This window comes from Reticulibacter mediterranei (genome assembly GCF_016587455.1).
In genome coordinates, this window is record NZ_BNJK01000001.1 from 6,807,370 (window position 1) to 6,831,794 (window position 24,425).

Here is a 24,425-nt window from a genome sequence, read left to right on the forward strand (position 1 = left end):
ACCGTGGCGGTCGCGGGCACTCCTGATCGCGCGTGTTCAGGCAGTGAGGATAATCTTGGCAGTACCACCCTTTTCGGCGATTGCCTGTGCTTCGGCGGCATCAGCGAGCGGCATGATACGCTCGACTGGGATCGTCAACTTGCCATCGCGTACTGCCTCTGCATAGTGCAAGATCGTTGCGGAGTTGACTGGCGCGATAACAATATTGATCTGAATAGTAGGATGCAGCGCAGCGTTTCGCGGGTTTTGCGTTGGGAAACAACCAAACGTGCCACCTTCCTTGACCCTGGCAAGGAGCCGGCCGGCGCGCTCCCCACCGACGGTGTCGGCGACGCAGTCGAGAGGACCGAGTTTCTCAATCTCTGCATCATCATCGATGGCGATGGCCTCGCTCACTCCGGGAAGGTGTCGAGCAGCGTCCAGTCGCTTGCCACGAACGCCAGCAATGATGCGAGCTCCGATCTGCGATGCTGCGAAGACCGCTGAGCGACCGACGCCACCTAAAGCCCCGGTGATGAGGACGGTCTGACCGGGTTGGACCTTGGCACCAAGCCGTATCATCGCATCACCCGTGACGTTGACCAGTGGAAGCGCGGCAGCGGTGGTCATCTCCAGGCCATCGGGAATCTTGACGAGGTCGGTGGCTTTGACGGTACAGAGTTCGGCGTAGGTATGTCGAGCCACAGCCATGACGCGGCCGCCAGGCTCGAAACCGGTGACGCCCTCGCCCACCTCGACAACGGTGCCAGCGAGGTCGAGGCCGGGGATGTAGGGGAACGCTATGGGAATGAAGTCCTTGACTGCGCCAGAGCGTACCCGCCAATCAGCAGGGTTGATGCTGGTGGCCGCGACGCGCACGAGCACCGAGCCTTCGGAGGGTCTGGGGTCTGCGATATCTTCATAGGCGAGATTTGACGCAGGGCCGTACTCGTGGAGAACGATTGCTTTCATGCTTTCCCTCGATTTCTTGAGAACTGTTTCTGAATCTCCAGGTCCGTTTCTCCTCATGACCTGTTGCCATAAAGAGTGGTCCTGAGCCTTATCTCAGTTGTTGACATAGTGCTGTTCGATGTCCGCGAGCAATCCCGGATGCACAGGCCGCCATCCCAGGAGTTCCTGGGTCTGGGCACTCGACCTCGGGAAGTCGCTTGCCACCACGTTGCCCAGAAAAGAGCCGAAGTGAGCCTCTGCCTCTTCGCGGGCAATGCTGACCACTGGCAGGTTCAGATTGCGACCGATGACCCCGGCAATGTCGTGGAAGGGGACACCCTCGTCGCCGACTCCGTTAAGCCGTGACCCCGCCGGGGCGCTTTCCAGGGCCAGGCGGTACAGGTGCGCCGCGTCGAGGCGATGAACGGCGGGCCAGCGGTTGGACCCGTCGCCGATATAGGCCGAGACGCCCTTCGCGCGTGCGATGTTGATCAGTCTCGGTACGAAGCCGTGCCTGTCATCCTCGTCGTGTACAGATGGGGAGAGAGAGACGACCACTGATCGCACTCCCGCCAGGGCGAGCAGCGCGTTCTCCGATGCCTCCCCGCCCAGGTGCGCAGTGATCACGAATGGCTTACCTGTGCCTGCGAGCGCCGTCCCCATCGCCTCGACGGCGCGCAGATCAGTGGTGAGCGAGGCCGCGAAGTCCGAGAGGTTGTGCTCAAACGCTAGGTGAATAACGCCGTCCACCGCCGCCGCAGCGGCGCGCAGGGTGTCGAGGTCGTTAAGGATACCGCGCTGCACCTCGGCCCCAACTTCCTTCAAGGCCTCGACACCCTTGTCTGAACGGGTAAGGCCGACAACGGTATGGCCAGCACCAATGAGCTCCCGGACGACGGCGGAACCGATGTAGCCTGTTGCTCCTGTGACAAAAACACGCATAGGAAAGTTCTCCTTCTCCCTGGAAAATGAATCGTGACTGTGATAAAATGAGGGTCCCTCCTTATAATAAACGGAGGGGCCCTCAGGTTTCCCTCTCATATAATAACGGAGGGACCCTCACTTTGTCAAGGACCAGTATCTCCAGGAGAATGGAGGAACATGAAATGTACGAGCCAGCACCAGCCAGCCGCCCTATGCGAGCTGATGCCCAGCGCAACTACGCCAGCCTGCTGAACACGGCGCGAGTCGCGGTTTCGGAGCGTGGCACTGACATCGTCCTGGAGGACATTGCCAAATCGGCTGGGGTCGCCATCGGTACGCTGTATCGCCACTTCCCCACGCGTCAGGATCTCCTTGAGGCTGTGTTCCTGGATGAGACCAATGAATTGAGGGCGCGTGCTGAAGCACTCGCCAGCGCTCCGGTCCCTTTCGACGCCTTGATGAGCTGGCTTCGTCTCCAAATGGACTTCGCGGCTTTCGGGCGGAGCATGGGAGCAGTCATCATGGCTGCCAAACATGTTCCGGGAACGAGAATCTATGAGGCGAACAAAGCGATGCACGAGGCGGGAGCAGTCCTCTTGCAGCGCGCCCAGGTCGCAGGAGAGATCCGCCCGGATGTCCATATGCTCGACGTGATCCGACTCGTCTACGGAATCGCCCTGGTGAATGAGCATGCATCCGACCCTGATGGGGCCAACCGCATGCTCGATCTCGTCATCGCCGGAATCAGAACAAAGCCGAGTCGGGATTGAAAGATGGTGTGTCACCTCTCGGCCAGGAGTCGATCCTGCTTTCCAACGGCATACGCCAGTTGAGCATGCGCACCGGCTTCGCTGGGAAGTTCAAGGCAATCTTGGGGGGAGGGCCAACATGGTAACGTTCTCTCAGCAGGCATGAAGGCCCAGTACCAGCGAAGCTGACACAGACCGCAAAGGAGATGGGAATAGTTGGGAAACGTCCAGCACCTGTTGGAACCACAAGATGTCCCCTGCGCTGCCCTCATCCATTTCCCCAAATAGTGCGAAACAATTCGTCTCTGGGGCTCCTACTCTCGATTCTCCAGAGCCAATTTCCCTGTTTCGCGCTGATGTTATCAGTTTCGCTCAAAAGGTGTGCTGATGCGCACCCACTGTACTATTTGGATGCATTCCTCCACCTTGGCAATCCTTGAGAGAGGATTGCTGAGTTTATTTTAGTTTAAACGTCAACTCAAACAAATCAAGGAATATGATAACGAGATCAAGCGCCTTTTTTTGAGCCATGCCGACAGCGAGCTTTTCCTGTCTCTGCCGGGAGCTGGAGTACGTCTCGCTCCTCGTCTGTTGGCAGAACTGGGTGACGACAGGGACCGCTATGAGAGCGCCAACAGTTTGCAGCTCTCGCTGGCACCTCGCCTTACTCAATGATTTCTCTTCCTCGGCACATTGGCTCTAAAAATGCTTGACATAGAGAGTCTTTCATCCTCAGAGCAGGTTTGTAGTCGAACCCACGACGCTCAATCTGGTCGGTACGGGAAGCTTCACTTCAGGAGAACTTTCGACCAGCGCCGCTCTCCATGCTTGGAGCGATTCGTGCTGGAAAAACGTCTGTTCCGCTTCTTCATGCTCGCAGAAAAGGAAGTGGAGAAATGTCTTTCCGTCCTCTTTGACAAAGATGCTCGATCTGATCTCTGTCTGATCTAAGGCTCGCAGGGCCTCCAGAATTTGACGCACGTACTGTTGATTCTCTGCCGCGTACTCGGCTCGTACCGTGTACTGAATGTGTGTGATGATCATTACTCTTCATCCCCTTTTGCTCTTTCCCTCAGACGTTGAGAAACGCTGAGGCGTCAGCAGACTCGATCCAGGATCACGACCGGGATGACGTGTGTCGTGTGGCGCTGGTACTCAGCGATGTTGGGCCAGAAGGTCGTGTGCGCATCGAACAACTGATCTCGTTCACTTCCTTGCGCGACTGACGCTCTGGCCTGGCAGCGCTCTGGTCCGACCTCAACAGTCACGACCGGGTTAGCAATCAGGTTGTGATACCAGGCTGGATACTCAGGTGCCCCAAGCTTGGAGGCTGCGACGATGTATCGGTCGCCCTCGCGCGTATTGACGCGCGTCTTGCCACTGCGCGCCCCGATAGTGATCAATAAGAGGATCGGTGTTCCCTGGAACAAGCCCTCAACGATCGTTCCATGGTTGGCACGGAGCTGGTCAATCTGCTCCTGGTCTTCGTCAGCGAGCACGCACTCGAACGCTCCTCAGTGAAGATAGAGATTCACCACATCGTCAGATGAGCCGAGCATGCTGGAGCACCTCTTGCGCTTTTTTCGCGCCTTTTTCTCCCCCGTACTTCTTGAAAATCTCGACGAATGCCTGCTGGGCGGTTGGATCGGATGGAACATGGCACACTTTTCCACAGATGGTCTGATCCAGCCAGCGAAAGATGACCGCATGGGCATAGCTCAAGCCGCCCATCTGACAATGGCTCGAAGCCCCTTCACGCCTCTGAAACAGGTGGACAGAACGTTCGCACGGTAGCGACAAGATGAAATCCAGCAGACCGACCACAATGGTGGAGGTCGAGGCGGCAGCATCCACAATGTCATCCTCGCTGAACAAGAAGAGCCTAGGGTTTCTGAAATGGGACTCCAGCCCTTTCAGTGTGAAGGACGTGTAGGCGTCGGGCCACTCATGCGGCTTGCGAATGCCCAACGTCCATTGGGAATGCTGGAACCACCAGCGAGCCGCAGGACTCAGCCGCATCAGGATGCTGAACAGAAGGTCGATCATCTGGGCATTGTGCAGGCCCTTGAGCCCGGCCCTGGCCGCTTCTCCGCAGTCTACCACCAGCGTATTGGCGATGCAGGCTTTGATGCGCGGCTCTCCTGCCGCCGCTCTGTGGGAAGCCGAGGGCGGCAAACGCAGACGCCCTTGTTCGGGCGCGGCTGGTCGATGCCATCGTCATCGAGCGGCTGCTGGTGCTGGAGCGGGCCGACATCGACATGAAAAACCGGGTCAGGACGACGCTGGAGCAGGTCTATCACCAGCGATCCGAGGATTTTATCAGCATTCCTCAGCAGATGGAGGGTATCCAAAACCAACTGGTGGAAAACGCCAAGAAGCGCATGCGAACCAGCGTGGACGATCCCATGTACGACCTGTTGGAGGAGGAAAAGCGCGATTTGATGGAGCGCCAGGGGTGCTTGAAGCCAAGAAAGAAAAGCTTGGTATGGTGGACAGCACGGAAGACATCAATCGATTACACCGCTTACTGGGCGATTTTGAAGCAGTATGGCCTACCTTTGACTTAGCCCAGAGGCAGAGGGCCTTCAGCCTTCTCGTCAACCGGATAGAAGTCGAAGTGATTTTGCCCCACTGGATACGTCTGTCCATTGTGACCGGCTGGATGCCGTATGCCCGCGCTTGGACGTGGCGTACCTCTGGAAAGCAGTGCCGGGACGCGGGGGAAAGCTCTGCGACGAGGAAAAGGATTTTCTCTGGCAGCATTATCCTTGCTCGCCACGACTAGAGCTCTTAAAGCGCATGCCTGACCGGAGTTGGCAGACTCTACAGCAGGTGGCGAGCGCCATGGGTATAAAAAGGAAACTCTACTTGAACGAGGATTTACATCCGAGCGCATGCTACCGTGACCTTTTCCCCAAACTGGATGGACATTATCTGCTCAGGGACTATGAAACCACACTGGCGTACATCAACGCTGCCAGCCGCAATACCGCCAAAGGCAAAGCCCCGCTATACGCGCTTTGGTTGCTCTCGGAAACGGTAGAGGACATGGCCGCTCTTATTCAATGGGATTTAGAGGAGGAAGACCAGGCCCGTTCAAGTACCTCTTTGAGAACCTCGGCGGGTTGCGCTCCTGAAACGCCGTATTTTTCGTCGATGGCAAAGAATGGCACGCCTTGAATGCCAAACATTCTTGCCCGCTGAATGTCTGCTCGCACCTCACTGGCATAGGTATCGCTGGCAAGCACGCCGCGAACTTCATCCTCATCCAATCCAATTCCTGTGGCAAGCTTTACTAGCGTCTCAGTCTCGCCAAGCGCTAACCCTTCCGTAAAGTATGCTTTGAAGAAGCGCTCTTCCATTTCGCTCTGAAGATGATGGGTGGCGGCCAGATGGATCAGGCGATGAGCATCAAAGGAGTTGCCATAACGTGCATGTTCCATATGATATTCTAGCCCCTCTGCGGCGGCTAATGAGCTGACGCGTTGATTGGCATCTGCCGCTTGCTGCTCGCTCATGCCGTATTTTTGGGCCAGGATTGCGTTGACCGTCTTATCGGAGACGCGGGGAGCCTGTGGATCAAGCTGATAGCTGCGCCAGATAATCTCAACTTGATCTCGCTGCTCAAACTGATCCAGCGCTGTTTCGATACGTCGTTTGCCAATATAGCACCAGGGGCAGGCAACATCCGACCAGATCTCAACCTTCATGAAATTCTCGCTTTCTTAAAGATAAGGTAAAAACTTGTCAGCATCGAATGGCCTGAAAAAACGCATTCGTAGCTTTTTCCTGAGAGGGGCCATCGATCAAAGGCAATAGATACTCTCGACATTGATAACAATAATGCCCATGCTAGAAATTTCCTGATTGCCTGGTTATACAAACACTAATGATTGGTATATTATTTGTTAATAATGAGAACCACTATTCCAGGAGGCAATGTTTTGATAAATGTTTGTGAAATATTTTGTAACACTATGAAAAGGGTTGACAAATGATGAGAATAAAGGTATAGTTGAAATAGGAGAGCTTATAGCAATATGAGATAGGATTTGCATCTGTATATTTCATAATGCTATCGTGGTAAAGCGAGCATGACGCCTACTCAATTATGAGCAAAAAAAGTGAAGGCGAAAACCTCTTGAGGTTGTGGCATCAAACACACTCAAATAGAGCTTCGATAAAGCTCAATCTCTTTATTATCCAGAGAGAGATTTGTGCTGTGGAGCTTCCCCGGATAAGGAATGAGGCATGCTGATAAGTACGCTACACCTTTTGCATTCCTCTGAGGCGGCGACGCGATCAATGCCGTACTACGTTCATTTGAATTACGCAAATCTTTTTAAAATACAACATGTTCGTAATGCATTTCCCCTAAAACCAGTCAGTTTCTCCCGTCTGGTTTCTTATCTTGAGTGTCCCGGTTGTGCGCTTGACCAGAAGCCCGCTAGACGAAAGAAAGAACCAAGGCATTTTACCAACATTCATCAGACTGCACTCTTTGGCGGGCGTCAGCCTGACCCACGCCTTGTTGGTACACTGTTGCATCAGATCATCAATCTTCTTCATGATAATCGTGGACCTTTGGCGGAGGAACAACGCAGTACCTTACTCGCATGTCCCGACGCATTGGCAGACTTTTTGAGGTCTGATGTGCTAAAAGCACTGCAATTAGCGGAAAAGCTCAAATTGGCGATCTTTTTTGATGAGCTAAGTGCATATAAAAACACATTGCAGAGATCGGTCATTGAGCCGCTTTTGCGCTACCAACAAGAGCTTGTGCTGAGCGGGGCAAAAGTCTTTGCCATATCTGAGCGCTTTCAGTTCAAGTTGCTTTCAACAAGCAAGACATTTGCTGGTCATAATGATTGGGGAGGCGAGGTCGCTATTGTTGGAGAGTTTGATCAGATTCGTTTGAGAAATGTTGGGAGCGAGCTAGCTCCTGGAGGTACGCCAGCTATTATAGAGTTTAAGACGGGATTGGGGAAGAAGAAGATCTGGGATACGCTGGATCTGGCCCTAGAAGATGGCGACACAGATGATGTCTCTGATGGGCTACTACAGCCTGGGATGGCGCATGCATTGCAGCTGGCGATTTATTGGATGGCTTTTCAAACGCGCTGGGATCTGTTGGAGTATGTGCAGTTGGTCAAGGGGAGAGGCGAGGACGTACCAATGTCCCTGGATCAGAATCTCGATCTGATCCTATATAATCTCCAGGATGGTTGTCAGTATCAGCTGATGTTTGCCGATCAGTCTAGAGCATTGCTTGCATTAACGAATTGCATTTTTTATCTCAACTGGGCTATGAAAAGTGGCTACGCCTTGCAGGTGCCCGACCATGAATGTAGCAAAACGACACTTCTCGCAGAGGTGCCGCAGCGTATTGTGCAGGTTGGCTATGAGGCAATTTCGGCTGAAAAATGCTATGAGCTTGCTAAAGAGGCTTTTCTCGTCTTCAAGGATCTGGTTAGTTGGAAGAAGTTGGACGCTTCGACCTAGATTACTGTTCGTGGATCTGGCGGTTGATGGATAGGTATTATGGGCCAAAGTATTGGGGGTGATGTTGGCGAAGGCTGTCCTCTGCTAGCTTTTCTGTCAGTTCTTCTTCAACCCAGGGATACCATTCGGGATGCTCGTAGAAGACGACCATCATGTCGTGTTCTTGTTCAAAGGCGATGAAATCGTGCCAGGATTGACCTATTTCCAGGGCTTTCTCGCTCAGCATAGTTTTTGCTTGTGCGTTTTCGATGAGGAGACCGCCATGTGTAGCTGTTTCCACCCAGAACACGCCATTCTCAAGTTGTTGTGTCATCTGAGATGTTCCCCAGGGCGTCTGCATCTTCCCGCTCATAAGCTTATCCTGCTTTCTTCCACAGCAATAGAACGCCTGTAATATGGCCCCGTGCGTGAAGGTATAGAATGTAGTGTAACATATTGGTTTCAATACTGGGAACTCTTTTTGTCACAGAAATCAGAGCGTGTTGAAAGAGTCTTCGTCGTGAGAGTATGTTATTGTACCCGTATCACGATAGCGCTGACATTCCCCAAGCCGCCGGAGTTGTTGGCCGCATCGACAAGTGCACGAGCAATATTTTGTGGATCGCCACCACGCGCTATAATCGCTTCCTGACGCTCGTCACGCACCATATGCCAGAGACCATCAGTACATAACAAGATAAAATCTCCTGGCTCAACCTCACATTGGAAGAGGTCTACGGTGACATGATAGTCGTGTCCCAGATAGCGATAATGCTGGTCTCGTTTAGCGCTATCGTAGAGCTCATCAGGATCGAGCAGGTTCGCTTCGACAAGGTTTGCCGCCAGTGTATGGTCGCGTGTGAGACAACGCAATCCCAGGCCCGATCTGAATTGATACGCTCTGCTATCGCCCACGCTGGCAACGTAGAGATGGTTTTTATACATCAGTGCGGTTGTTAACGTGCTGCCCATTGTCGCGTCGTAGTCGGCGTTGCAGTGGTAGATAACTTGATTGGCCTGTCGTACACCATCGCGCAACCATTGCCCTAATACGGCCTCCGTTGGCGGAGGTGTGCGAAGCGCTCTGCTGGAAGAGTTGCCTGATAGCCGTTGCCTGCCAGGGGTGGCGTTGCCAGGGGTTTGCAGCGAATGTGAACGCTGATTGCCGGAGAGCAGAGGAACCACCACATCGGCAACCGTTTCTACCGCGAGACGGCTGGCCTCGTGTCCTCCCGCTACTTTCCCCTGGGGACCGAGCAGACCATCGGCAACGGCGAAAAGGGCAAAGGGGCGTGGTGGTGGCTCAAGATTGATACAAAGTCCCTGCACTATCAGCAACATATCCTCATTCGTGACGGCCTTGCGACCGCGATCACTGACATAGCCGATCTGCCCGATATCGCCGATAACCGGGGCTGTTTCGTCGAGGCTATGTCCACAGTGGCGACAGAAGCGCGAGCTGCTGCGATTCTCCCGACCACATTTGGTGCATGGGTTTTCCGGGGTCATCATGCGAACAATGATGTTGGCGCTGCTGGTGGCAACGCGGGTGCTGGTAACTGTGGGGGCCGAATAGAGCGATTCCGTTTTTAATGCGTTCTCAAGCGCTTCGGCGAAGGCTCCAGCAGTTTCAAAGCGATTTTCTGGCTCGATATCCATTGCGCACATGACTACCGGGTCTACGGAGGGTGGCAGTGCATGGTTGAGGCTGCTGGGCATCGGCAATTCGGCGGCGTGGCTGCGAATTACCGCCTGAAAGGGCAGCAGTCCAGTGAACATTTGATAGACAACCACCCCCATTGCATAGATATCGCTTGATGGTTGGGCGTTGCCTTGCTCTTGCTCTGGAGCAATGTAATGCTCTGTACCAAGCGACCAACCACGCTGGGTGAGCGCCTTTTCCTGTTGCATTGCTCGTGCAATGCCAAAATCGGCCAGCACCAGCCTGCCATCGTCCTGATGAATGAGCAGATTGGAGGGCTTGATATCGCGATGGACGATCTGTTGTGGGTGAGCATGGACAGCATCGATGGCAGCGGCCATATCTTTGACATAGTTCAATGCTTGCAATGTGGGTAAAGGATGCTCAGCTTTGAGCAGCTCTTTCAGCGTTCCACCTGTTACAAGCGGCATTTCGAGATAGAGAAGATTGCCGTCCTGACCAAAATTGATGACCGGCACGATGTTGGGGTGGCGCAACTGATGGGCATAGCGCGCCTCGCGTCGGAAGCGCTCCACCGCTATCTCGGTATCCATAATGCTGTGTACAAGAGCCAGCACTTTTAACGCGACCTGTTTCATTTCAAAGGTATCGCTGGCTCGATAGACGGCCCCCATGCCTCCCATACCAATCAGGGTTTCGACGCGGTATCGCCCCGCAACCACCGCCTCTGGCAACAGGCATTGGCAAAAGGGATTGGTGCATTGCATTGTTCCAGATGGGTAGTCCAATTGACAACGAGGGTTAGGACAGCGTGGCATGGCATCTCTCTCTACGTGCAGATAAATATGTCCCATTTGCTTTTGTTGCTAGGGCTTGTGCTACAGTGTATGGCAATATGGAACATTTTGTCAATATTGTATAATTCTTCACCAGCTCCCCCGATAGTGTGACGGTGAAGATTGTTTTCTATCTTCTATACGTTCTGATGGCTGTTTTGTTGTTGTGCATTTTACCGGAAATAGTTGGTCTATCAGGGACAGGCGGAATGAATATTTTGCACGTATCTCAATGTTGTTACATCTCTTTGCTAGATGTATAATCTGACGTGGTTGTGGAAAGGGTTTCGCTAGTATCCTTCCGTCCCAGCTTGCAATGATAGAAGTAATTAAAGGATAAGCAAGATATCATGCTACAAACGCTACCTCTGGTTCTCTACATATTGATGGTGGAGGTCTCGATTGGCTCTATGTGCGTTCTAGTCTTTCTCGACTGGCGCAATGAAGTCAAGCGCGGTTTCCTCGTCTCCTATGCCTTCATCTATTTATTCCTGACAGGATTGACCTATCTGTTCCAGCAAAATTTTGCGACACAGAGCTTGCTCGATTCGTTTGCTCCACTGGATAAAGCCTGGACCGGCGCACAATCGCTGCCTCTTTTGCTCTTTTTCCTGCTCATGATCCCCTATACCCTGTTTCTTTTGCTCGATAAAAGTGCTGGTATCGATGGGAAGGTCGAGCGTGAGAAGGCGGTGGCGCAGGGTGAGAAGGTTGCGCGGGTTTCGGTGGTACGGCTCTTGCGCCTGGTTAGCGGCGTTGCAACAGTCGTCGCTGGCCTCGTGACGCTGTTTGTGCTGGCGATGATCTTCCGTCCGCTCGCTTCAACCATCTTCGGGGGAGTCTTTACTGTTGCCAGCTTCTTTGCTGCGGCGTTTGCTCTTGGTGGGGTGATGACCGCGATGTGGCTTGGACACTGGTATCTGGTCACGCCTGCCCTCTCGGAGAGGCCGCTCCTGTTTGCTACAACGATAGTGCTGGTGGCCGTCTTTGCTCAGCTTATCTTTTCCTTCCTGATTGGTCCTGGCACCTCATTTGTCGATCAGCCCGCCGCCCCCAGTTCGGTCTCTGCGGCTGCTCCAACCGCTACAGCTACGACACCGCAGGGCGCGCAGGTGAAGCCCAAAGGCGCCCCGGTGGTGACGCCACTGAGTACGAACGCGATTGGCTGGATACGTATCCTGGTGAGCTTTGTGATGCCCCTGGTCCTGGGTGGATTGGCCTGGAAGCTGGTGCGAGATCGTTCCTTCCAATCTGCGACGGGCATGCTTTACCTTGTTGTGGTCTGCTCTCTCGCTGGAGAGGCGATGGCGCGCGGCCTCTTCTTGATGGGACATTGATAACGGTAATAACTTTATCTCCTCGCTTCTAGGGTGCTATAATGAATTGAGCACCTTAGAAACGAGGATGTTTTATGGAAACCTGTCTTACTTGCTTGAATTTGAGTGGCGAACGTCGCATCTCCCCCGGACCATACATCTATCAGGGAACGCACTGGATTGTCGATCACGCCTATCCTACAACTCACCTCGGCTGGCTGGTGATCCTGCCCAAACGTCATATCGAGGCTTTGCATGAACTGACGCGCGAAGAGTTTCAAGAGCTGGCAGAGATTGAATACAGGCTGCTGCAGGTGATGCATACTGATAGCTCTGTGCTGAAAGAGTATATGATGTGCTTCGCTGAGGGCCAGGGATTTGCCCATGTTCACATCCATGTCGTTCCCCGACCCGTCGATCTGCCTGCCGAAATCAAGGGGCCACGCGTTTTTGCTCTGCTTGCCGTAGACGCTGAGCATGCCATTCCAGCGCAAGAGATAACGGCATTTTGTGAAGAATTTACCCGTAAGCTTCAGGCGTTGCCTTAGTGAGAAGCCAGGTTGGTTTGGGGCGTATGTCTTTTGGCCATATACCTCGCCCGATTCCCATAAACCAACCTGGACAGCACTTCATTTTGCGTCTATCATCATTTTTGTTGAGCTGTGCGTGCCTTCTCGCGTTCTTTGAGGTCGCGCCGCAAGATCTTGCCCGAAGCTGTTTTAGGGATCGCGTCGATGAACTCGATAATATGCACGCGTTTGTAGCCTGCCAGCTTCCCATTTGCAAATGTGATGATCTCGTTCGGGGTAGCGTTCTGCCCTTTGCGCAGCACGACAAAGCCCTTGATGAGTTCGCCAGCTTCATCGTCAGGAACACCGATGACTGCCGAATCCAGTACCGCCGGATGTTCCATCAAGAGCGATTCTATTTCTGCAGGAGCCACGCCGAAGCCTTTATATTTGATCATCTCCTTTTTACGATCCACGATATAAGTGTAACCGTCAGCATCAATGTGCCCGATATCGCCGGTATAGAGCCAGCCATCGCGCAGGGTGCGTGCGGTCTCCTCGGGCGCTTTCCAATAGCCCGCCATAATCTGAGGGCCGCGAATGATGATCTCGCCATCCTCGCCGAGCGGGAGTTCGCGCTCGCCAGTCTCGATATCCATCACTTTCTGTTCTGTGTTGTGTGTTGGCATGCCAACGCTGTCCAGGCGCACAAGCGAAGGATCTCCGGGCTGTGAGTGTGTGAGCGGCGAGGCTTCGGTCATACCATAGCCCTGCACAACCTGTATCCCTGTCTTCTCTTGCAGACGGCGCGCCGGGTCCAGCGGTAATGGTGCTGCACCTGAGAAAATGTACTTGAGCGACTTCAACTTTCCCAAATCGACCGGTGCATTTGCGAGTGCCAGGATGATAGGAGGTACGGCGAAGTAGTATGTCACCTTATGCTTCTCACATAGCTCCAACGACTGCAAGAGATCGAAACGTTCCATCAAGACCTGGGTGCCGCCACAGGCCAGGAAGCTGCCAGTGAGCATCACGCCATAGATGTGATAGAACGGGAGGAAGAGCAGGGCGACATCGTTTGGATCGGTGCGTAGTGCCGTTGTAAATTGGAGATTGTTGGAGGTGAGGTTGTGGTGGGTGAGCATGGTTCCCTTTGGTAAGCCTGTGGTGCCGGATGAGTAGGGGAGCGCCAACAGGTCGTCTCCACTGATCTCAACGTGTTTTTGATATTTGGGGGATGAGCGCCGAATGAGCGTGGCAAGCGGGATCGCGTCTGGTAGTCCCTCGGGGGGGTGATCGCCAGTTACCAGAATGTGTTTTAGATGAGGGAAGGATTTCTGGCTCAGAACGAGCTTGAGAATGGGGACCAGTTCGCGCTGGATCAGGATGGTGCTTGCTTCGGAGTTTTCAAGCTGATAGGTGACTTCTCGCTCTTTATATGCCGGGTTCATTGGGCTGACGACCGCTCCTATCGAGCCTGCGGCAATAAAGGTGAGCGTGTATTCCGGTCGATTGGTGGTGAACAGGCAAATACATTCGCCCTTGCGGATGCCCAGTTCGTGAAGCCCATTGGCGATACAGTTGATCATTGATACCACTTCACGATAGGTCAGAATCAGGTTGTGGTAAATAATGGCCGGGCGGTCTGGCGCATGCTCAGCGGCTATTCGTACAAGGTGATCATAGGGCACATCGGGAAAATCAAGGGGTGGACGGAAGAGTTCGGGGGCAACCATTTTCTCTGTCATTACCGGCTTCCTTTCTGCCTCAACTCGACTGTGAGTTATTCAGAAGTTCATGCGGAGTGGTAGTTGTGCTAGATTGGCATTGCTAGCAACGTCGTTGCTTTCTGTAATGTAGCATACGTTAGTTGTTGTTGAAGGTCAAGTATAGAGAATAAATTGGAATATCTTATGATACAATTCAGCTGAGACTGGCAATAGAGCTGTTCGAGACCAATCATCAGGAGAGAAAATGAGCAATGAGGTTGCTGGCCTGCTCTGGCCTGCTGGAAATATGCTGCCTGTATTTCAGGCACCACAACATCTGGATATTTATGATATTCGAAGTGCCTCACATGAGGTCCAACTTGCTGCTACGACGATGGTGGGTGTTCTCAATCGGCCTCAGCCGCGCGTCTATTTGATTACAGGCGATGACGATCTCTTCTGGTTGAAACAGGTATTGCATGAACTGCCTCAAACTACTGTTCCACAGAAGGGAAATAATGTCATCACAGCAATGCTCACTGCGTATCGTCAATATATTCAAGGATTGATTATTTATGATCCCGCATTAATTGATACTGTGAATGTGGCGACGACGCTTGCAGGGCAGCGCGATGCAATGGTGGTGGCACCCTCGCTGGCGCAAGAGCTGGAAAGTACCTTTGAATTGCCTGTGCTGGTTGATTTGCGCACCTATCAATGGCGCAATCGTGTGCAAGCCTATCGGTGGGCACAACAAAATCTGCTGGTTGATGCCTCGTCTCATCTGGTGGCGGGTATGGCTCCTGAGACGATGACCGGGTTGCGCTCGTTTCTGGTTGCTACACGCACATTTGTCTACTGGCTCGATTCCCGTAAATATTGGCCTGTCCGGAACGAAGGTTTTTCAGAACGCCGTCTGATGCAGCAAATATTGCAAGCTTTCTCTCCTGGCAGCCTGCATCTTGGCTGGTTTATCGATGAGAGCAGCGGTGTCTATCTAACCTCGCGAACAGCTATGGGCGTGCTGGCTTCTGACTATTGCACAAATCTTGAGGTCTTGAGTGCTGTACAGCCACAATCGGTCCCTGCGGTTCAGCAATCTATGCCAGTTGATGTACCCATAGTGACGAAGAAGGTCTATCTCTCATTTACGATCAGCGATGGCGATAACCTCCAATATTGCCAACATCGCATGTTGCGCTTATGGCATGATCCTGTGCGCGGCTCTCTGCCTATTGGCTGGACGATTGCTCCAGCGTTGCTGGAAGCCGCCCCATCGCTTGCCGCCTATTATTTAAGCACAACCACTCCCAATGACGAGCTGATTGCTGGTCCCAGCGGAGCATCGTATATGTTCCCCGCGCACTGGCCTATCGATCACCTATCGCCATTTCTTCAGCGCACGGGCCAGTTGATGCAGAAGATGGGTTTGAAGACGTTGGCAGTGCTGGATAGCGGCTTGCTCCAGGCTTCTGGTTTGCCTCTGCTTTCGCGTATTCGCTTGACCGGAATGTCCTTTACCAGCAGGCCACACCAGCACCGCTTGATACAAGAGTTGGCACAGTTTGGTGTGAATGGGCTGCTTAGTGGTGCTGGTGTCGTGAATGCTAGCTGGAAAAAGGTTGGCGATGTTCCGCTTTATCGCAATCTCGGCCTGGCAAACAATGCCACAACCGCCGTGAGATTGATCAAAGCCGCTGTGTTCTTACATCGAAATCGACCACTCTTTTTGAATATCTATATGCTGGCGTGGACAATCACACTGGCTGATCTCAAGCAGGTGATGGAGATGCTTGGAGATGGGTATGAGGTGGTGCTGCCCGGAACGCTGTTGGCGATGCTGGCAGAAAATCTGTAAGCCAATTCTTATAGTCTTTATAAAGGAGGCACAACTATGCAGATTGAAAGTATTGATCATCTGGTGCTGACTGTGCAGGATATTGCCCGAACGTGTGTATTTTATGAGCGCGTTCTCGGCATGCAGACCGTAACGTTTGGCGATGGGCGGAAAGCGCTGCGCTTTGGTTCACAGAAGATCAACTTACATGAAGTGGGGAAGGAGTTTGAACCAAAGGCGCTCAAGCCGGTAGCAGGCTCAGCCGATCTCTGTTTTCTCACTCCGCTACCCCTGGATCAAGTTATAGAGCATTTTCGCGCCTGTGCTGTTCCTATAATCGAGGGGCCGGTCAGGAGGACGGGCGCGACTGGAACCCTGTTATCCGTCTATATTCGAGATCTTGATGGCAATCTGATTGAGGTAGCAAACGCTATAGCATAAGCTGATGTCTGTGTTACAATGATTTGGAAAGAGCATATTGCTCTCTTCTGGCCGTTTTCTCTCGTGAAAGATTGCAATGTAGCAAGCTCCAGGTCGCAAAGAGCGAAAGGACGGAGTTCATGATTGATTTTTCTCCAACGGTGGAACAGGAAGAGATACGCCAACTGGCCCGTAGTCTCGCCAGTGATCGGTTGCGTCCAGAGGGGCACAGCGCCGAGCGGAGGGGCGATATCTCGGTTGAATTGATGCAAATGCTGACACAGACGGGCCTCACCACCCCTTTTTCTGAAGATCTGGGCGGATCGGGTCCGCTTGATGCCATCACCTATGCGCTTATTGCTGAAGAGCTTGGCTTTGGTGATGGCGGACTGGCGATGAACATCTTCGGTTCAATGCTGGGACCGCTAGCTGTTGCTCTTGCCGGTAATGAGAGGCAGCAAGAACAGCTTGTTTATCCATTTTGTGATGTCCAGGAAGGCTATAAAGAGCGCGGCAGCCTGGCTTTTGCCGAGCGAACGGGCGGCTATACTGTAGCTGAGATCAACACTACTCTTCGTCGCGATGGCGATTATTACATCATGAACGGCACGAAGCGTGATGTGATTCATGGCGCTCACTCTCATCCGCGCGTTGTGTTGGCACGACTTGCTGACACAACTGGCAGCGAGGGAGTATGCGCCGTCGTTATGCCTGCTCAGATTGAGGGATTGCAGATCACACCTGATGCACAAAAGCTGGGTTTGCTGGCGGCTCCGAGCGCGGCCTATACGTTGAATGATGTTGTTGTTGCTCCTGATGCACTGCTTGGGGAACCAGGAAATGCTGGAGTGCTGCGGGTCGCGTCCCTCTCCGCGCTGTTGCGCGCTGCCGTCACCTGTGGCATGGTTCGCGCCTCCCTTGAATACTCTGGTCATTATGCAGAGGAGCGGATCGCTTTTGGACGCCCAATAGTGTCCTATCAGGGTATCGCCTTCCTGCTCGCGGAGATGGCGATGAAGCTTGATGCGGCTCGTCTGCTGCTCTGGCATGCTGCCGCTCAGTGGGATCGTGTGCTGGCACCTGAAACGTTGTTGCGAGACGCTGAAGCTGCCCAGTATCAGGCCGTCAAACTGGCGAAATCGGCAACCATCGATGCCGTTCAGATCATGGGTGGAGCCGGTTTTATGCAGGATCACCCCGTCGAAATGTGGATGCGCAACGCCGCTGCAATGGAGTAAGAGCATATGATCAACATGACACTCAGCAAAGCGCAAGAAGCTTTCCGCGACTATGTCCATCAGGTTGCTTTAGAAGAGATGAGGCCGATCTCGCTTGAATGTGACCGCACGGAGCAGATACCCAAGTCGTTTTTCTGGAATATGCAGAAGCGTTTCCGAGCTGGTGCGGCTGCTCAGGCGCGTATGCAGGCTCAAGAAGGAGAGGCACAACAGGAGAATGTGTTTTCGATGCTCTCGCAGGAGGAACTGGCCTGGGGCGATGCTGGCCTCTCTACGGCAATTCCCGGTCCCGGACTGGCAGCTCCTCCAATCCTCTCTCAAGGCTCGCCCGAACAGCAAGCAAAGTTTCTCAGCATTTATGCCGATGATCGGTTGCATTGGGGCGCTCTGGCCCTGACGGAGCCGGGGATAGGCTCAGATGTTGCTGGCATGTCCACGACGGCGGTTCTGGATGGCGACGAGTGGATAATCAATGGACATAAGCATTATATTACCAATGGTGCGCGTGCAGATCTGATTATCACTTTCGCAACTGTCGATAAAAGCAGGGGGCGCGAGGGCATTCGGCCCTTTGTGGTACCAGGAGGCACGCCGGGTCTGATCGTCGGGCGAATTGAGGAAAAAATGGGGTTGCGCGCCTCTCAGACCGCTGAACTGATCTTTGAGAACTGCCGAATTCCGAAGGATCATTTGCTTGCTGGTCGCGAGAGAAGCACAAAAGCCGGTTTTAAGGCGGCGATGGGAACGCTCGATGCAACACGTCCGATGGTGGGAGCTATTGCGCTTGGCATTGCACGTGCCGCCTATGAAGCGACCTGCCAATGGGTGTCTGAGGAGTTGCCCATCGGCTTTTCGGCATATAAGCGTCGTGCGATAGATGAAGAGTTAGAGGAGTTGCGGCAAGAGCTAGAGATGGCGCGTTTTCTGGTCTGGCGCGCGGCGTGGATGGCCGATCAGCGCATTCCCAACTCGAAAGAAGCCTCGATGAGTAAAGCTTATGCTGGTGGGTTGATTATGAAGATCACGGCAGCGGCAGTTCGTATTACTGCTCCCGGCGAGCATTCGGAGACGAAACAGTTTATTCAGAAGTGGTTTCGCGATGCGAAGGTGTTCGATATTTTTGAGGGAACAGCGCAGATTCAACGTCTGGTTATCGCTCGGCGCATGTTTCCAAAGGTGAATATCCCGTAGCAAACAAAAAGGAGTAGGGCCGATATTCAGCTCTACTCCATGTTCTTAAGGTGCAGGACTTTTCGCAAGATTCCGTCCTACTTCTTTTGCGAGGCCTCGATTGTTGTTTCCTCTTCCTCCTCCTCTTCGAGTTCTTCATCTTCGAGATCAAACTCGAAATCGTCCTCTACCTGCAAACTTAACCGAACCATTGAGCGATTGTCGCGTTTGACCGGTCGCTGGCGCTCGGAACCATCGCGTTTGGAAGTATCACGTCTAGTTGTTGTGCGCTTGTCGCGGAGCTTTCCTCTCATGCTGTCACCTCCTCTCCTTTGAGGTTGTGATGGGGTGCTTCTGAATAGACAGAAGTGATGGGTAGCAAGTGTTTTATGCCCTTTCTTGTATTGCTTGTAGTTTGCTAGTATAAATAGCACAAATCTGGTATGAACTGATATATATTGCCCAGGGAATAGCAAGGAACACGAGTTTCATACAGCATTCTCGATATGTGCAGTGTGAATGTTTGGATTATGAGGGATAGCGGCACATTGTGAGGAAAGGTTGTGGCGATCAAGAACACCCGGACAAATCCGAGCCGCAACATTTTGAACTCTAATAGAAGAGATGCCTGCTAGACACCTATGTTGCTGGACGGATGAGTTCTGTTGTTTCGCACACAATGCACGACGCCTGTAAGCATAGCTTGCATAGAACTCACCTCCTTCAGTTATCTGTACTATCATTTCTACGAACCAAAAAACAGTGGGCCTGTCAACTGTTACTGAGTGTACTTGTTGGCCTGGTAAAAGTCAAGTATTTTTGAGAGCAAAATCATCGGGGGAAGTGGGGATAGCCCTATATTGCTACCTTTCTTTGCAATGAAAATAGCTGGAAAAAATGTCAACGCATGCTTCTTGCATCCCCTGGCTTCTGATGCTACACTCTCAACGACTACAGCATAATTTTGAAGGAGTTGGTGATGTTGGTTGTACGGCAAAAACTATTAACGCTCTATTGGACCAGTGTTTCCTCTTTGCGCGGAGATTGTATTATTATTGGGACTGATGCTGGTGTGTGCTGGACCGGGACTCCAGGCACGCCGATAGATGATGGATTGTTCTGGGTGAATCATCGGCTGGAGGTTGGCCGTGTCATCAGGAGCGAGGAGCCTGCACCGGTGCAGCAGGCAGCCGCTGAGCTGAGGCGCTATTTTGCCGGGGAACAAGTGCGCTTTTCTTGCTCGCTTGATCTGCACGGAACCCCTTTCCAGCTGGCTGTGTGGCGAGCTTTGCAGGATATCCCTTATGGTGAGACGCGTAGTTATGGGCAGATTGCGCAGCTGGTTGGTCGCCCGAATGCTTCGCGAGCGGTTGGAGCCGCCAACGGTGCTAATCCTGTTGCGATTATTGTTCCGTGTCATCGTGTGATTGGTAGCAATGGGACATTGACTGGTTATGGTGGTGGTGTGCCGACAAAAGCCTGGTTGCTCTCTTTAGAGGGGGCGGCGGACGTGAAATATAAGTAATGATCGATTGCGAAGAGAGGCATGGTTCGCAAACCCATTTTAGCAAATAAAGGTTTGCGAACCATGCCTCTCTTCGCGTCATTTCCTTGTGTATACTGGTTTGTTAATGTGAATAATTTTGGGCCTGGGTCATAAAGATGCGCAGGAAGCCTCGAATGGCTATTGTGGCGGCTCCCAACACGACAATTATCATAAGAATCCAGAGCCATGTCAGGTTGGCGTTGTTGGAGGGAGTGCCGGGTTCGATCGATGTAACAAGCAGTGGGATTAAAATAGCGAGCGGAATTATCAATAGCGCCAGACAGCAGAGAATCACGAAGGTTGGCAGGATGAAGCGCCAGAGGCCGGAGTCGCGGAGATTTTCGGTTTTCGCGGTCCCATACGCCTGTCGTGGTTCATCTGTGGAACGAGCGCTTGTTTGTACAGAGGCAGCTTGTTCTGTTGAAGATGTGTCTATCTGCTGCTCAGCGTTAGACTGCCTGGCCGACACGCTGGCATTTGCGGGTTTATCGTCCATATGACATCTCCTGAAGATACGAGAATTATTTCTTTCCTCCCAAGTATATCATACAGAGGGAATCTGGCACCGGCTCAAGGCGTCTCTGAGGCTGTTTTTCGTCTACATGTGTTCGTCGATATATTTGAAGATGCGTTTTTGCAGTGCCAGAACGATTGCTGGCAATACAACGACGCTGACGATCCATTTTGTTACTGTTTTTCTCATTGCTCGTTTCTCTCCTTCGCTGAATAGCGGATCATTCTCTCCATGTAATACGTATCAATCCCCATGAGAGAGGACATCTTCTAATAGCCTCTTCGGTGTGAACGAAGCGCTCTCCCGCTGAAAAATCCCTATCAAAATGCTTGACAATCTCCGCTACTAGTGTTATAGTGCATTTGTCATAAGACACCACCACAAGGGCGCTTAGCTCAGCGGGAGAGCGCTTCGTTCACACCGAAGAGGCCACTGGTTCGATCCCAGTAGCGCCCATTAGATAAACCAGAAGAAGTCGCCCCTTTTCCAATCCTTCAGCTACATATCCCATAACGATTGCGTAGAAAAGCATGTTTAGCTTATAATAGAAATAAGAAATTTTGTTATAGCAAGCCGGACTGAATAGTCTGTGCTGTTTGCCTCCTTGTTAATGAGGTGTTTAGAGCATGCCAGATATTGTAAGCCGTATACACATTACCAATGTCTGGGGAGTGTGTATCCTGTTAGTCCTCTGGATTGTCCTTTTCAAGTGTGCTCATTTGCTGGTTATGCTGATCCGTCGTGAACCTGTGATAGGTTGGGCAGTTGGCCCTCTTGGTATCACTTTAATGGTCTTACATGAACCCTCAACTATACGCATCTGGTTGGATGTACTCGGGCCGGCCCTGGTTTCAGGAGGCGTCCTCTACATGGGGCTATTTACTTCGCTTAGCCCAATTACTCTCCCACAACATCCGTTGGTGCCAGTTGTGGTGATTACCTGTGGTGTGTTGATTTCCAGTACAGGGGACTTTGTCAACGCCTGGCGTGATTTGCGCCATCCTCTCTGGGGAGAAGCACGCATCCTGCGTAGCATTCAGTTTTTACGTGCAACCTGGGCCAAAATCCATTTCACGCCATTTGGCCACTCGTACTTGAGCGATCACTTTAAAACGACGCCAACCGATCTGTTGCAAGCCCTTTAAGCTTTGGCAAGCGGGCCTGTACGTGGGCGCCCTGGCAGGGTGAAGGAAAAGGTTGTGCCTATATTCTGGTTATTCGTGAACCAGATACGTCCTCCGTGCCGGTCTACAATTGCTTTGGCAACGTAGAGGCCCAGACCAATCCCTGAATACTGGCGAATCGCCGTGTTATGCACGCGGTAGAAGCGCTCAAAAATGTGGTCATAATATTCAGGACTAACCCCGATTCCCTCATCGATGACGTTGATCTGGAATTCCTCATCGTGCTGCTCCAGGCATACCTTGATGAGACCTCCATGCGGTGAATATTTGACCGCATTATCGAGGATATTTCCCACCACCTGAGCTATGCGTGCTCGGTCTGCCAGTATCTTTGTGTCGCGCGCCTGAACCTCTAAGGTAATCGTGTGTTGCTCCGTGCTGGCCTGAACTGAGCGGACGCTATCGGCCAGTTCATCGGCCAGATAAAAGCTTTCGTAGTGCAGATCCAGATGGCCCCACTGAACCTGCGAGAGATCCAGCAGATCATTGACGAGTCGCTCCAGATGTTCGGTCTGACTCTGAATAATATTCAAGCTCCGCAAATCGTAGCTCTCGGGTGGCTCTGGTGCCGCCTCTGCTGGCTGATTGCTCTCTGGCTGCGGTCCTCGTAATTTTCGCAGGCGGCGTTCAATGCGTCGCACCAGATGTTGTGTATAGCCTTTAATTGCTGTCAAAGGGGTGCGCAATTCGTGCGAAACCACCGAGACAAACTCGTCTTTCAGGCGCTCAATCTGTTTATTTGATGTGACATCATTGATGACAGCCACAACGCCGATTGGTCGGTTGGGAATGCTATTCGCATCATGAAGTGGAGCTGCACTGATACTCAACGTGAGCGGAACCGTTTCATCATCGATACCAATCATCACTTCCTGGTTGGTCACTGTCTTACTGCGCTGCGCCTGCCCTATAATTTCGACCAGCCGGGAGACCCAGGGAGCATTGTTCGTCTCGGCCAGTTGATACAAAGGAGTTGGCAACTTAAAATCGATCCCGACCTGGGAGAAGAGCAGACGGGCGGATTGATTGAGCGAAGTCACGGTTCCGCGCGCATCGGTAATCAGCAGCCCTTCCGCCATACTTCTCAGGATCAGTTCCAGGCGTTGACGCTCAAATTCGGCCTGTCGCCAGAGTGCCGTTTCGCGTTCTCGCAGGCGTACATTCTCCAGAGCAACAGCCGCATAGTCGGCAATCATAGTGGTGAGTTGCAGCAAGTTAGTGTCGAAGCTGCCGGGGCGCTCGTCAAACAGGCTGAGAAGTCCGATGATACGATTCTCAACAGTCAAAGGGATATTTAAACAGGAGCCGATTTCTGTGCCTGCAATCTCCTTTTCTCCTCGTGGTCGTGCCAGTTCATCAGGAGCATCGAGATAGGCAGTTCTTGCAAGTTGTTCGGCATCTACATGAGGAAAATCAATAACATTCGCGGCATTGGCAATACGCTGGATCATTCCTTCTAAGAAGGCTGTACTGAGTGGATAGGAGGGAATGATGAAAAGCTCAAATGGATCACCCTTCAGGAGGATACAACATGCGGAGAAATTGTATATCTCCTGGAGAGCAGCCAGCAACGCACGATGAACCTGGAAACGATCAAATGCGGCAACGAACCGCTTCCCAATGGTGTTAATGTATTCCATTTCATGACGGATAGCACTTAAACGATCCACATGCTGTCCATTGGAAGAGCGGTGCGCGCGTTCTGTGGTCCGAGACTCCGATTGCACGCTGCTCTCCATGTTCTTCCTTTTACTGTTGCTGGTTCAACTGATGGGTGACTTCTTCATGGAGTGGGGGAGCTATCAGATCATCGGTTAGTTCTCTCAGTCCAGCGAAGCACTCATCTAATAATGCATTTAATCCGGCGGCCAGCTCAGTTGTTGAGACGCCAGAGAATTGTTCCTGGATAACTGATGGGACAACATCGGTATAAGGCCGTTTGACAAGACAACCTAGAAATGGATACTGGTCCATTACTCTTTTTGCGGCACCTTGTACCAGAACGCGGGTCGTCGCTTTACCAAGTAGCGGCGCGACACGCCGATCGATTAACTGGATTGCTTTCAGGTACGCCTCAGTTACTTGCTCACGGGAGACGGAAGAGGAGTTGTCAGAAATGAATGACACCTTTAGCTCCCTTCACTTATCGAATACGCTCTCCGTTTTTATTATAGCATAGTTGCCTATATATTGTAAGTGGATAGTACCTACAATGATAGAGTTTGTTAATGGATAGTACCTACAATAGTGTTCGTATGTACGTTGATACGTTGCGTTTTGCGCATTTTTTTGTCATAACAAACAATTACTATTGTGCTTCCTTGCTGCTCTACGATGTTCTAAGCTGGTCCCGTAAAAACTCTTTTGCTCTCATTTTATACTAGAGTCACTATGAACAA

The 24,425-nt window shown here is 52.2% G+C and carries 26 protein-coding genes and 1 tRNA gene; 13 read left to right on the forward strand and 14 right to left on the reverse strand.

The features are described 5' to 3' along the window. Positions 1 to 36: 36 nt before the first annotated feature. Both K3T83_RS29450 and K3T83_RS29455 read right to left on the reverse strand, forming a co-directional pair. On the reverse strand, positions 37 to 951 hold the full coding sequence (locus K3T83_RS29450; protein WP_220206492.1) for an NADP-dependent oxidoreductase: 915 nt from the start codon (positions 949 to 951) through the stop codon (positions 37 to 39). A 93-nt stretch (positions 952 to 1,044) separates the two neighbouring features. Further along, entirely contained in the window at positions 1,045 to 1,872 is an 828-nt protein-coding gene (locus K3T83_RS29455; RefSeq protein ID WP_220206493.1) for an SDR family oxidoreductase, read from the reverse strand. Between the two features lie 164 nt (positions 1,873 to 2,036). Between K3T83_RS29455 and K3T83_RS29460 the strand changes: the two genes are divergently transcribed. Continuing rightward, the gene (locus tag K3T83_RS29460) at positions 2,037 to 2,624 is read left to right on the forward strand and encodes a TetR/AcrR family transcriptional regulator (protein ID WP_220206494.1); all 588 of its coding nucleotides are present in this window, start codon (positions 2,037 to 2,039) and stop codon (positions 2,622 to 2,624) included. Positions 2,625 to 3,125: 501 nt separating this feature from the next. Then, on the forward strand, positions 3,126 to 3,278 hold the full coding sequence (locus tag K3T83_RS29465) for a transposase (protein ID WP_220206495.1): 153 nt from the start codon (positions 3,126 to 3,128) through the stop codon (positions 3,276 to 3,278). 57 nt (positions 3,279 to 3,335) lie between these two features. On the opposite strand, the gene K3T83_RS29470 is transcribed toward K3T83_RS29465, so the two are convergent. From K3T83_RS29470 to K3T83_RS29480, 3 genes are read right to left on the reverse strand one after another with little or no spacing between them, the layout of a single operon-like run. Beyond that, on the reverse strand, positions 3,336 to 3,647 hold the full coding sequence (locus K3T83_RS29470) for a hypothetical protein (protein WP_220206496.1): 312 nt from the start codon (positions 3,645 to 3,647) through the stop codon (positions 3,336 to 3,338). Between the two features lie 53 nt (positions 3,648 to 3,700). After that, positions 3,701 to 4,102 carry a nitroreductase/quinone reductase family protein gene (locus K3T83_RS29475; RefSeq protein WP_220206497.1) on the reverse strand — a complete coding sequence of 134 codons (402 nt, stop codon included), beginning with the start codon at positions 4,100 to 4,102 and terminating at the stop codon, positions 3,701 to 3,703. Between the two features lie 43 nt (positions 4,103 to 4,145). Further along, complete coding sequence (locus K3T83_RS29480; RefSeq protein WP_220206498.1) at positions 4,146 to 4,778, reverse strand: hypothetical protein; 633 nt, start codon at positions 4,776 to 4,778, stop codon at positions 4,146 to 4,148. A gap of 59 nt (positions 4,779 to 4,837) precedes the next feature. Between K3T83_RS29480 and K3T83_RS29485 the strand changes: the two genes are divergently transcribed. Further along, entirely contained in the window at positions 4,838 to 5,170 is a 333-nt protein-coding gene (locus K3T83_RS29485; protein ID WP_220206499.1) for a hypothetical protein, read from the forward strand. On the opposite strand, the gene K3T83_RS29490 is transcribed toward K3T83_RS29485, so the two are convergent. Continuing rightward, entirely contained in the window at positions 5,167 to 5,382 is a 216-nt protein-coding gene (locus K3T83_RS29490) for a hypothetical protein (RefSeq protein WP_220206500.1), read from the reverse strand. The genes K3T83_RS29485 and K3T83_RS29490 overlap by 4 nt on opposite strands. A gap of 283 nt (positions 5,383 to 5,665) precedes the next feature. Then, positions 5,666 to 6,313, reverse strand: a complete 648-nt coding sequence (locus tag K3T83_RS29495; RefSeq protein ID WP_220206501.1) for a DsbA family oxidoreductase — start codon at positions 6,311 to 6,313, stop codon at positions 5,666 to 5,668. A 541-nt stretch (positions 6,314 to 6,854) separates the two neighbouring features. On the opposite strand from K3T83_RS29495, the gene K3T83_RS29500 reads away from it, so the two are divergent. Continuing rightward, positions 6,855 to 8,105, forward strand: a complete 1,251-nt coding sequence (locus tag K3T83_RS29500) for a PD-(D/E)XK nuclease family protein (protein ID WP_220206502.1) — start codon at positions 6,855 to 6,857, stop codon at positions 8,103 to 8,105. A 37-nt stretch (positions 8,106 to 8,142) separates the two neighbouring features. Here the strand turns inward: K3T83_RS29500 and K3T83_RS29505 are convergent, their stop codons facing one another. Both K3T83_RS29505 and K3T83_RS29510 read right to left on the reverse strand, forming a co-directional pair. Continuing rightward, positions 8,143 to 8,457, reverse strand: coding sequence for a DUF7007 domain-containing protein (locus K3T83_RS29505; RefSeq protein WP_220206503.1), 315 nt, complete (start codon positions 8,455 to 8,457; stop codon positions 8,143 to 8,145). A 158-nt stretch (positions 8,458 to 8,615) separates the two neighbouring features. Next, a complete protein-coding gene (locus K3T83_RS29510) occupies positions 8,616 to 10,565 on the reverse strand; it encodes a protein kinase domain-containing protein (RefSeq protein WP_220206504.1) in 1,950 nt (649 codons plus the stop codon). Between the two features lie 368 nt (positions 10,566 to 10,933). On the opposite strand from K3T83_RS29510, the gene K3T83_RS29515 reads away from it, so the two are divergent. Continuing rightward, entirely contained in the window at positions 10,934 to 11,920 is a 987-nt protein-coding gene (locus K3T83_RS29515) for a hypothetical protein (RefSeq protein WP_220206505.1), read from the forward strand. A 74-nt stretch (positions 11,921 to 11,994) separates the two neighbouring features. Further along, positions 11,995 to 12,447, forward strand: coding sequence for an HIT family protein (locus K3T83_RS29520; protein ID WP_220206506.1), 453 nt, complete (start codon positions 11,995 to 11,997; stop codon positions 12,445 to 12,447). A gap of 98 nt (positions 12,448 to 12,545) precedes the next feature. On the opposite strand, the gene K3T83_RS29525 is transcribed toward K3T83_RS29520, so the two are convergent. Further along, a complete protein-coding gene (locus K3T83_RS29525) occupies positions 12,546 to 14,156 on the reverse strand; it encodes a class I adenylate-forming enzyme family protein (RefSeq protein ID WP_220206507.1) in 1,611 nt (536 codons plus the stop codon). 226 nt (positions 14,157 to 14,382) lie between these two features. Between K3T83_RS29525 and K3T83_RS29530 the strand changes: the two genes are divergently transcribed. The 4 genes from K3T83_RS29530 to K3T83_RS29545 all read left to right on the forward strand — a co-directional run bounded on the left by K3T83_RS29530 (position 14,383) and on the right by K3T83_RS29545 (position 18,803). Further along, positions 14,383 to 15,975 (forward strand): GxGYxYP domain-containing protein, encoded by a 1,593-nt coding sequence (locus tag K3T83_RS29530; RefSeq protein ID WP_220206508.1) that lies wholly within the window; start codon positions 14,383 to 14,385, stop codon positions 15,973 to 15,975. 36 nt (positions 15,976 to 16,011) lie between these two features. Further along, positions 16,012 to 16,395, forward strand: a complete 384-nt coding sequence (locus K3T83_RS29535) for a VOC family protein (protein WP_220206509.1) — start codon at positions 16,012 to 16,014, stop codon at positions 16,393 to 16,395. 119 nt (positions 16,396 to 16,514) lie between these two features. Next, on the forward strand, positions 16,515 to 17,612 hold the full coding sequence (locus K3T83_RS29540; RefSeq protein WP_220206510.1) for an acyl-CoA dehydrogenase family protein: 1,098 nt from the start codon (positions 16,515 to 16,517) through the stop codon (positions 17,610 to 17,612). A 6-nt stretch (positions 17,613 to 17,618) separates the two neighbouring features. Continuing rightward, positions 17,619 to 18,803: an acyl-CoA dehydrogenase family protein gene (locus K3T83_RS29545; RefSeq protein WP_220206511.1), complete on the forward strand. Its 1,185-nt coding sequence runs from the start codon at positions 17,619 to 17,621 to the stop codon at positions 18,801 to 18,803. Between the two features lie 77 nt (positions 18,804 to 18,880). On the opposite strand, the gene K3T83_RS29550 is transcribed toward K3T83_RS29545, so the two are convergent. After that, the gene (locus K3T83_RS29550; protein ID WP_220206512.1) at positions 18,881 to 19,096 is read right to left on the reverse strand and encodes a hypothetical protein; all 216 of its coding nucleotides are present in this window, start codon (positions 19,094 to 19,096) and stop codon (positions 18,881 to 18,883) included. Positions 19,097 to 19,761: 665 nt separating this feature from the next. On the opposite strand from K3T83_RS29550, the gene K3T83_RS57600 reads away from it, so the two are divergent. Further along, positions 19,762 to 20,307, forward strand: coding sequence for a methylated-DNA--[protein]-cysteine S-methyltransferase (locus K3T83_RS57600; protein ID WP_220206513.1), 546 nt, complete (start codon positions 19,762 to 19,764; stop codon positions 20,305 to 20,307). A gap of 103 nt (positions 20,308 to 20,410) precedes the next feature. Here K3T83_RS57600 and K3T83_RS29560 read toward each other — a convergent pair whose 3' ends face one another. After that, positions 20,411 to 20,824: a hypothetical protein gene (locus K3T83_RS29560; RefSeq protein ID WP_220206514.1), complete on the reverse strand. Its 414-nt coding sequence runs from the start codon at positions 20,822 to 20,824 to the stop codon at positions 20,411 to 20,413. 402 nt (positions 20,825 to 21,226) lie between these two features. On the opposite strand from K3T83_RS29560, the gene K3T83_RS29565 reads away from it, so the two are divergent. Beyond that, a tRNA-Val gene (locus tag K3T83_RS29565) sits at positions 21,227 to 21,298 on the forward strand. A 170-nt stretch (positions 21,299 to 21,468) separates the two neighbouring features. Continuing rightward, positions 21,469 to 21,987: a hypothetical protein gene (locus K3T83_RS29570; protein ID WP_220206515.1), complete on the forward strand. Its 519-nt coding sequence runs from the start codon at positions 21,469 to 21,471 to the stop codon at positions 21,985 to 21,987. Here the strand turns inward: K3T83_RS29570 and K3T83_RS29575 are convergent. Both K3T83_RS29575 and K3T83_RS29580 read right to left on the reverse strand, forming a co-directional pair. Further along, on the reverse strand, positions 21,984 to 23,753 hold the full coding sequence (locus tag K3T83_RS29575; protein WP_220206516.1) for an ATP-binding protein: 1,770 nt from the start codon (positions 23,751 to 23,753) through the stop codon (positions 21,984 to 21,986). The two genes, K3T83_RS29570 and K3T83_RS29575, sit on opposite strands and share 4 nt — an antisense overlap. 22 nt (positions 23,754 to 23,775) lie before the next feature. Continuing rightward, entirely contained in the window at positions 23,776 to 24,153 is a 378-nt protein-coding gene (locus tag K3T83_RS29580; protein ID WP_220206517.1) for a hypothetical protein, read from the reverse strand. Between the last annotated feature and the right edge of the window lie 272 nt (positions 24,154 to 24,425).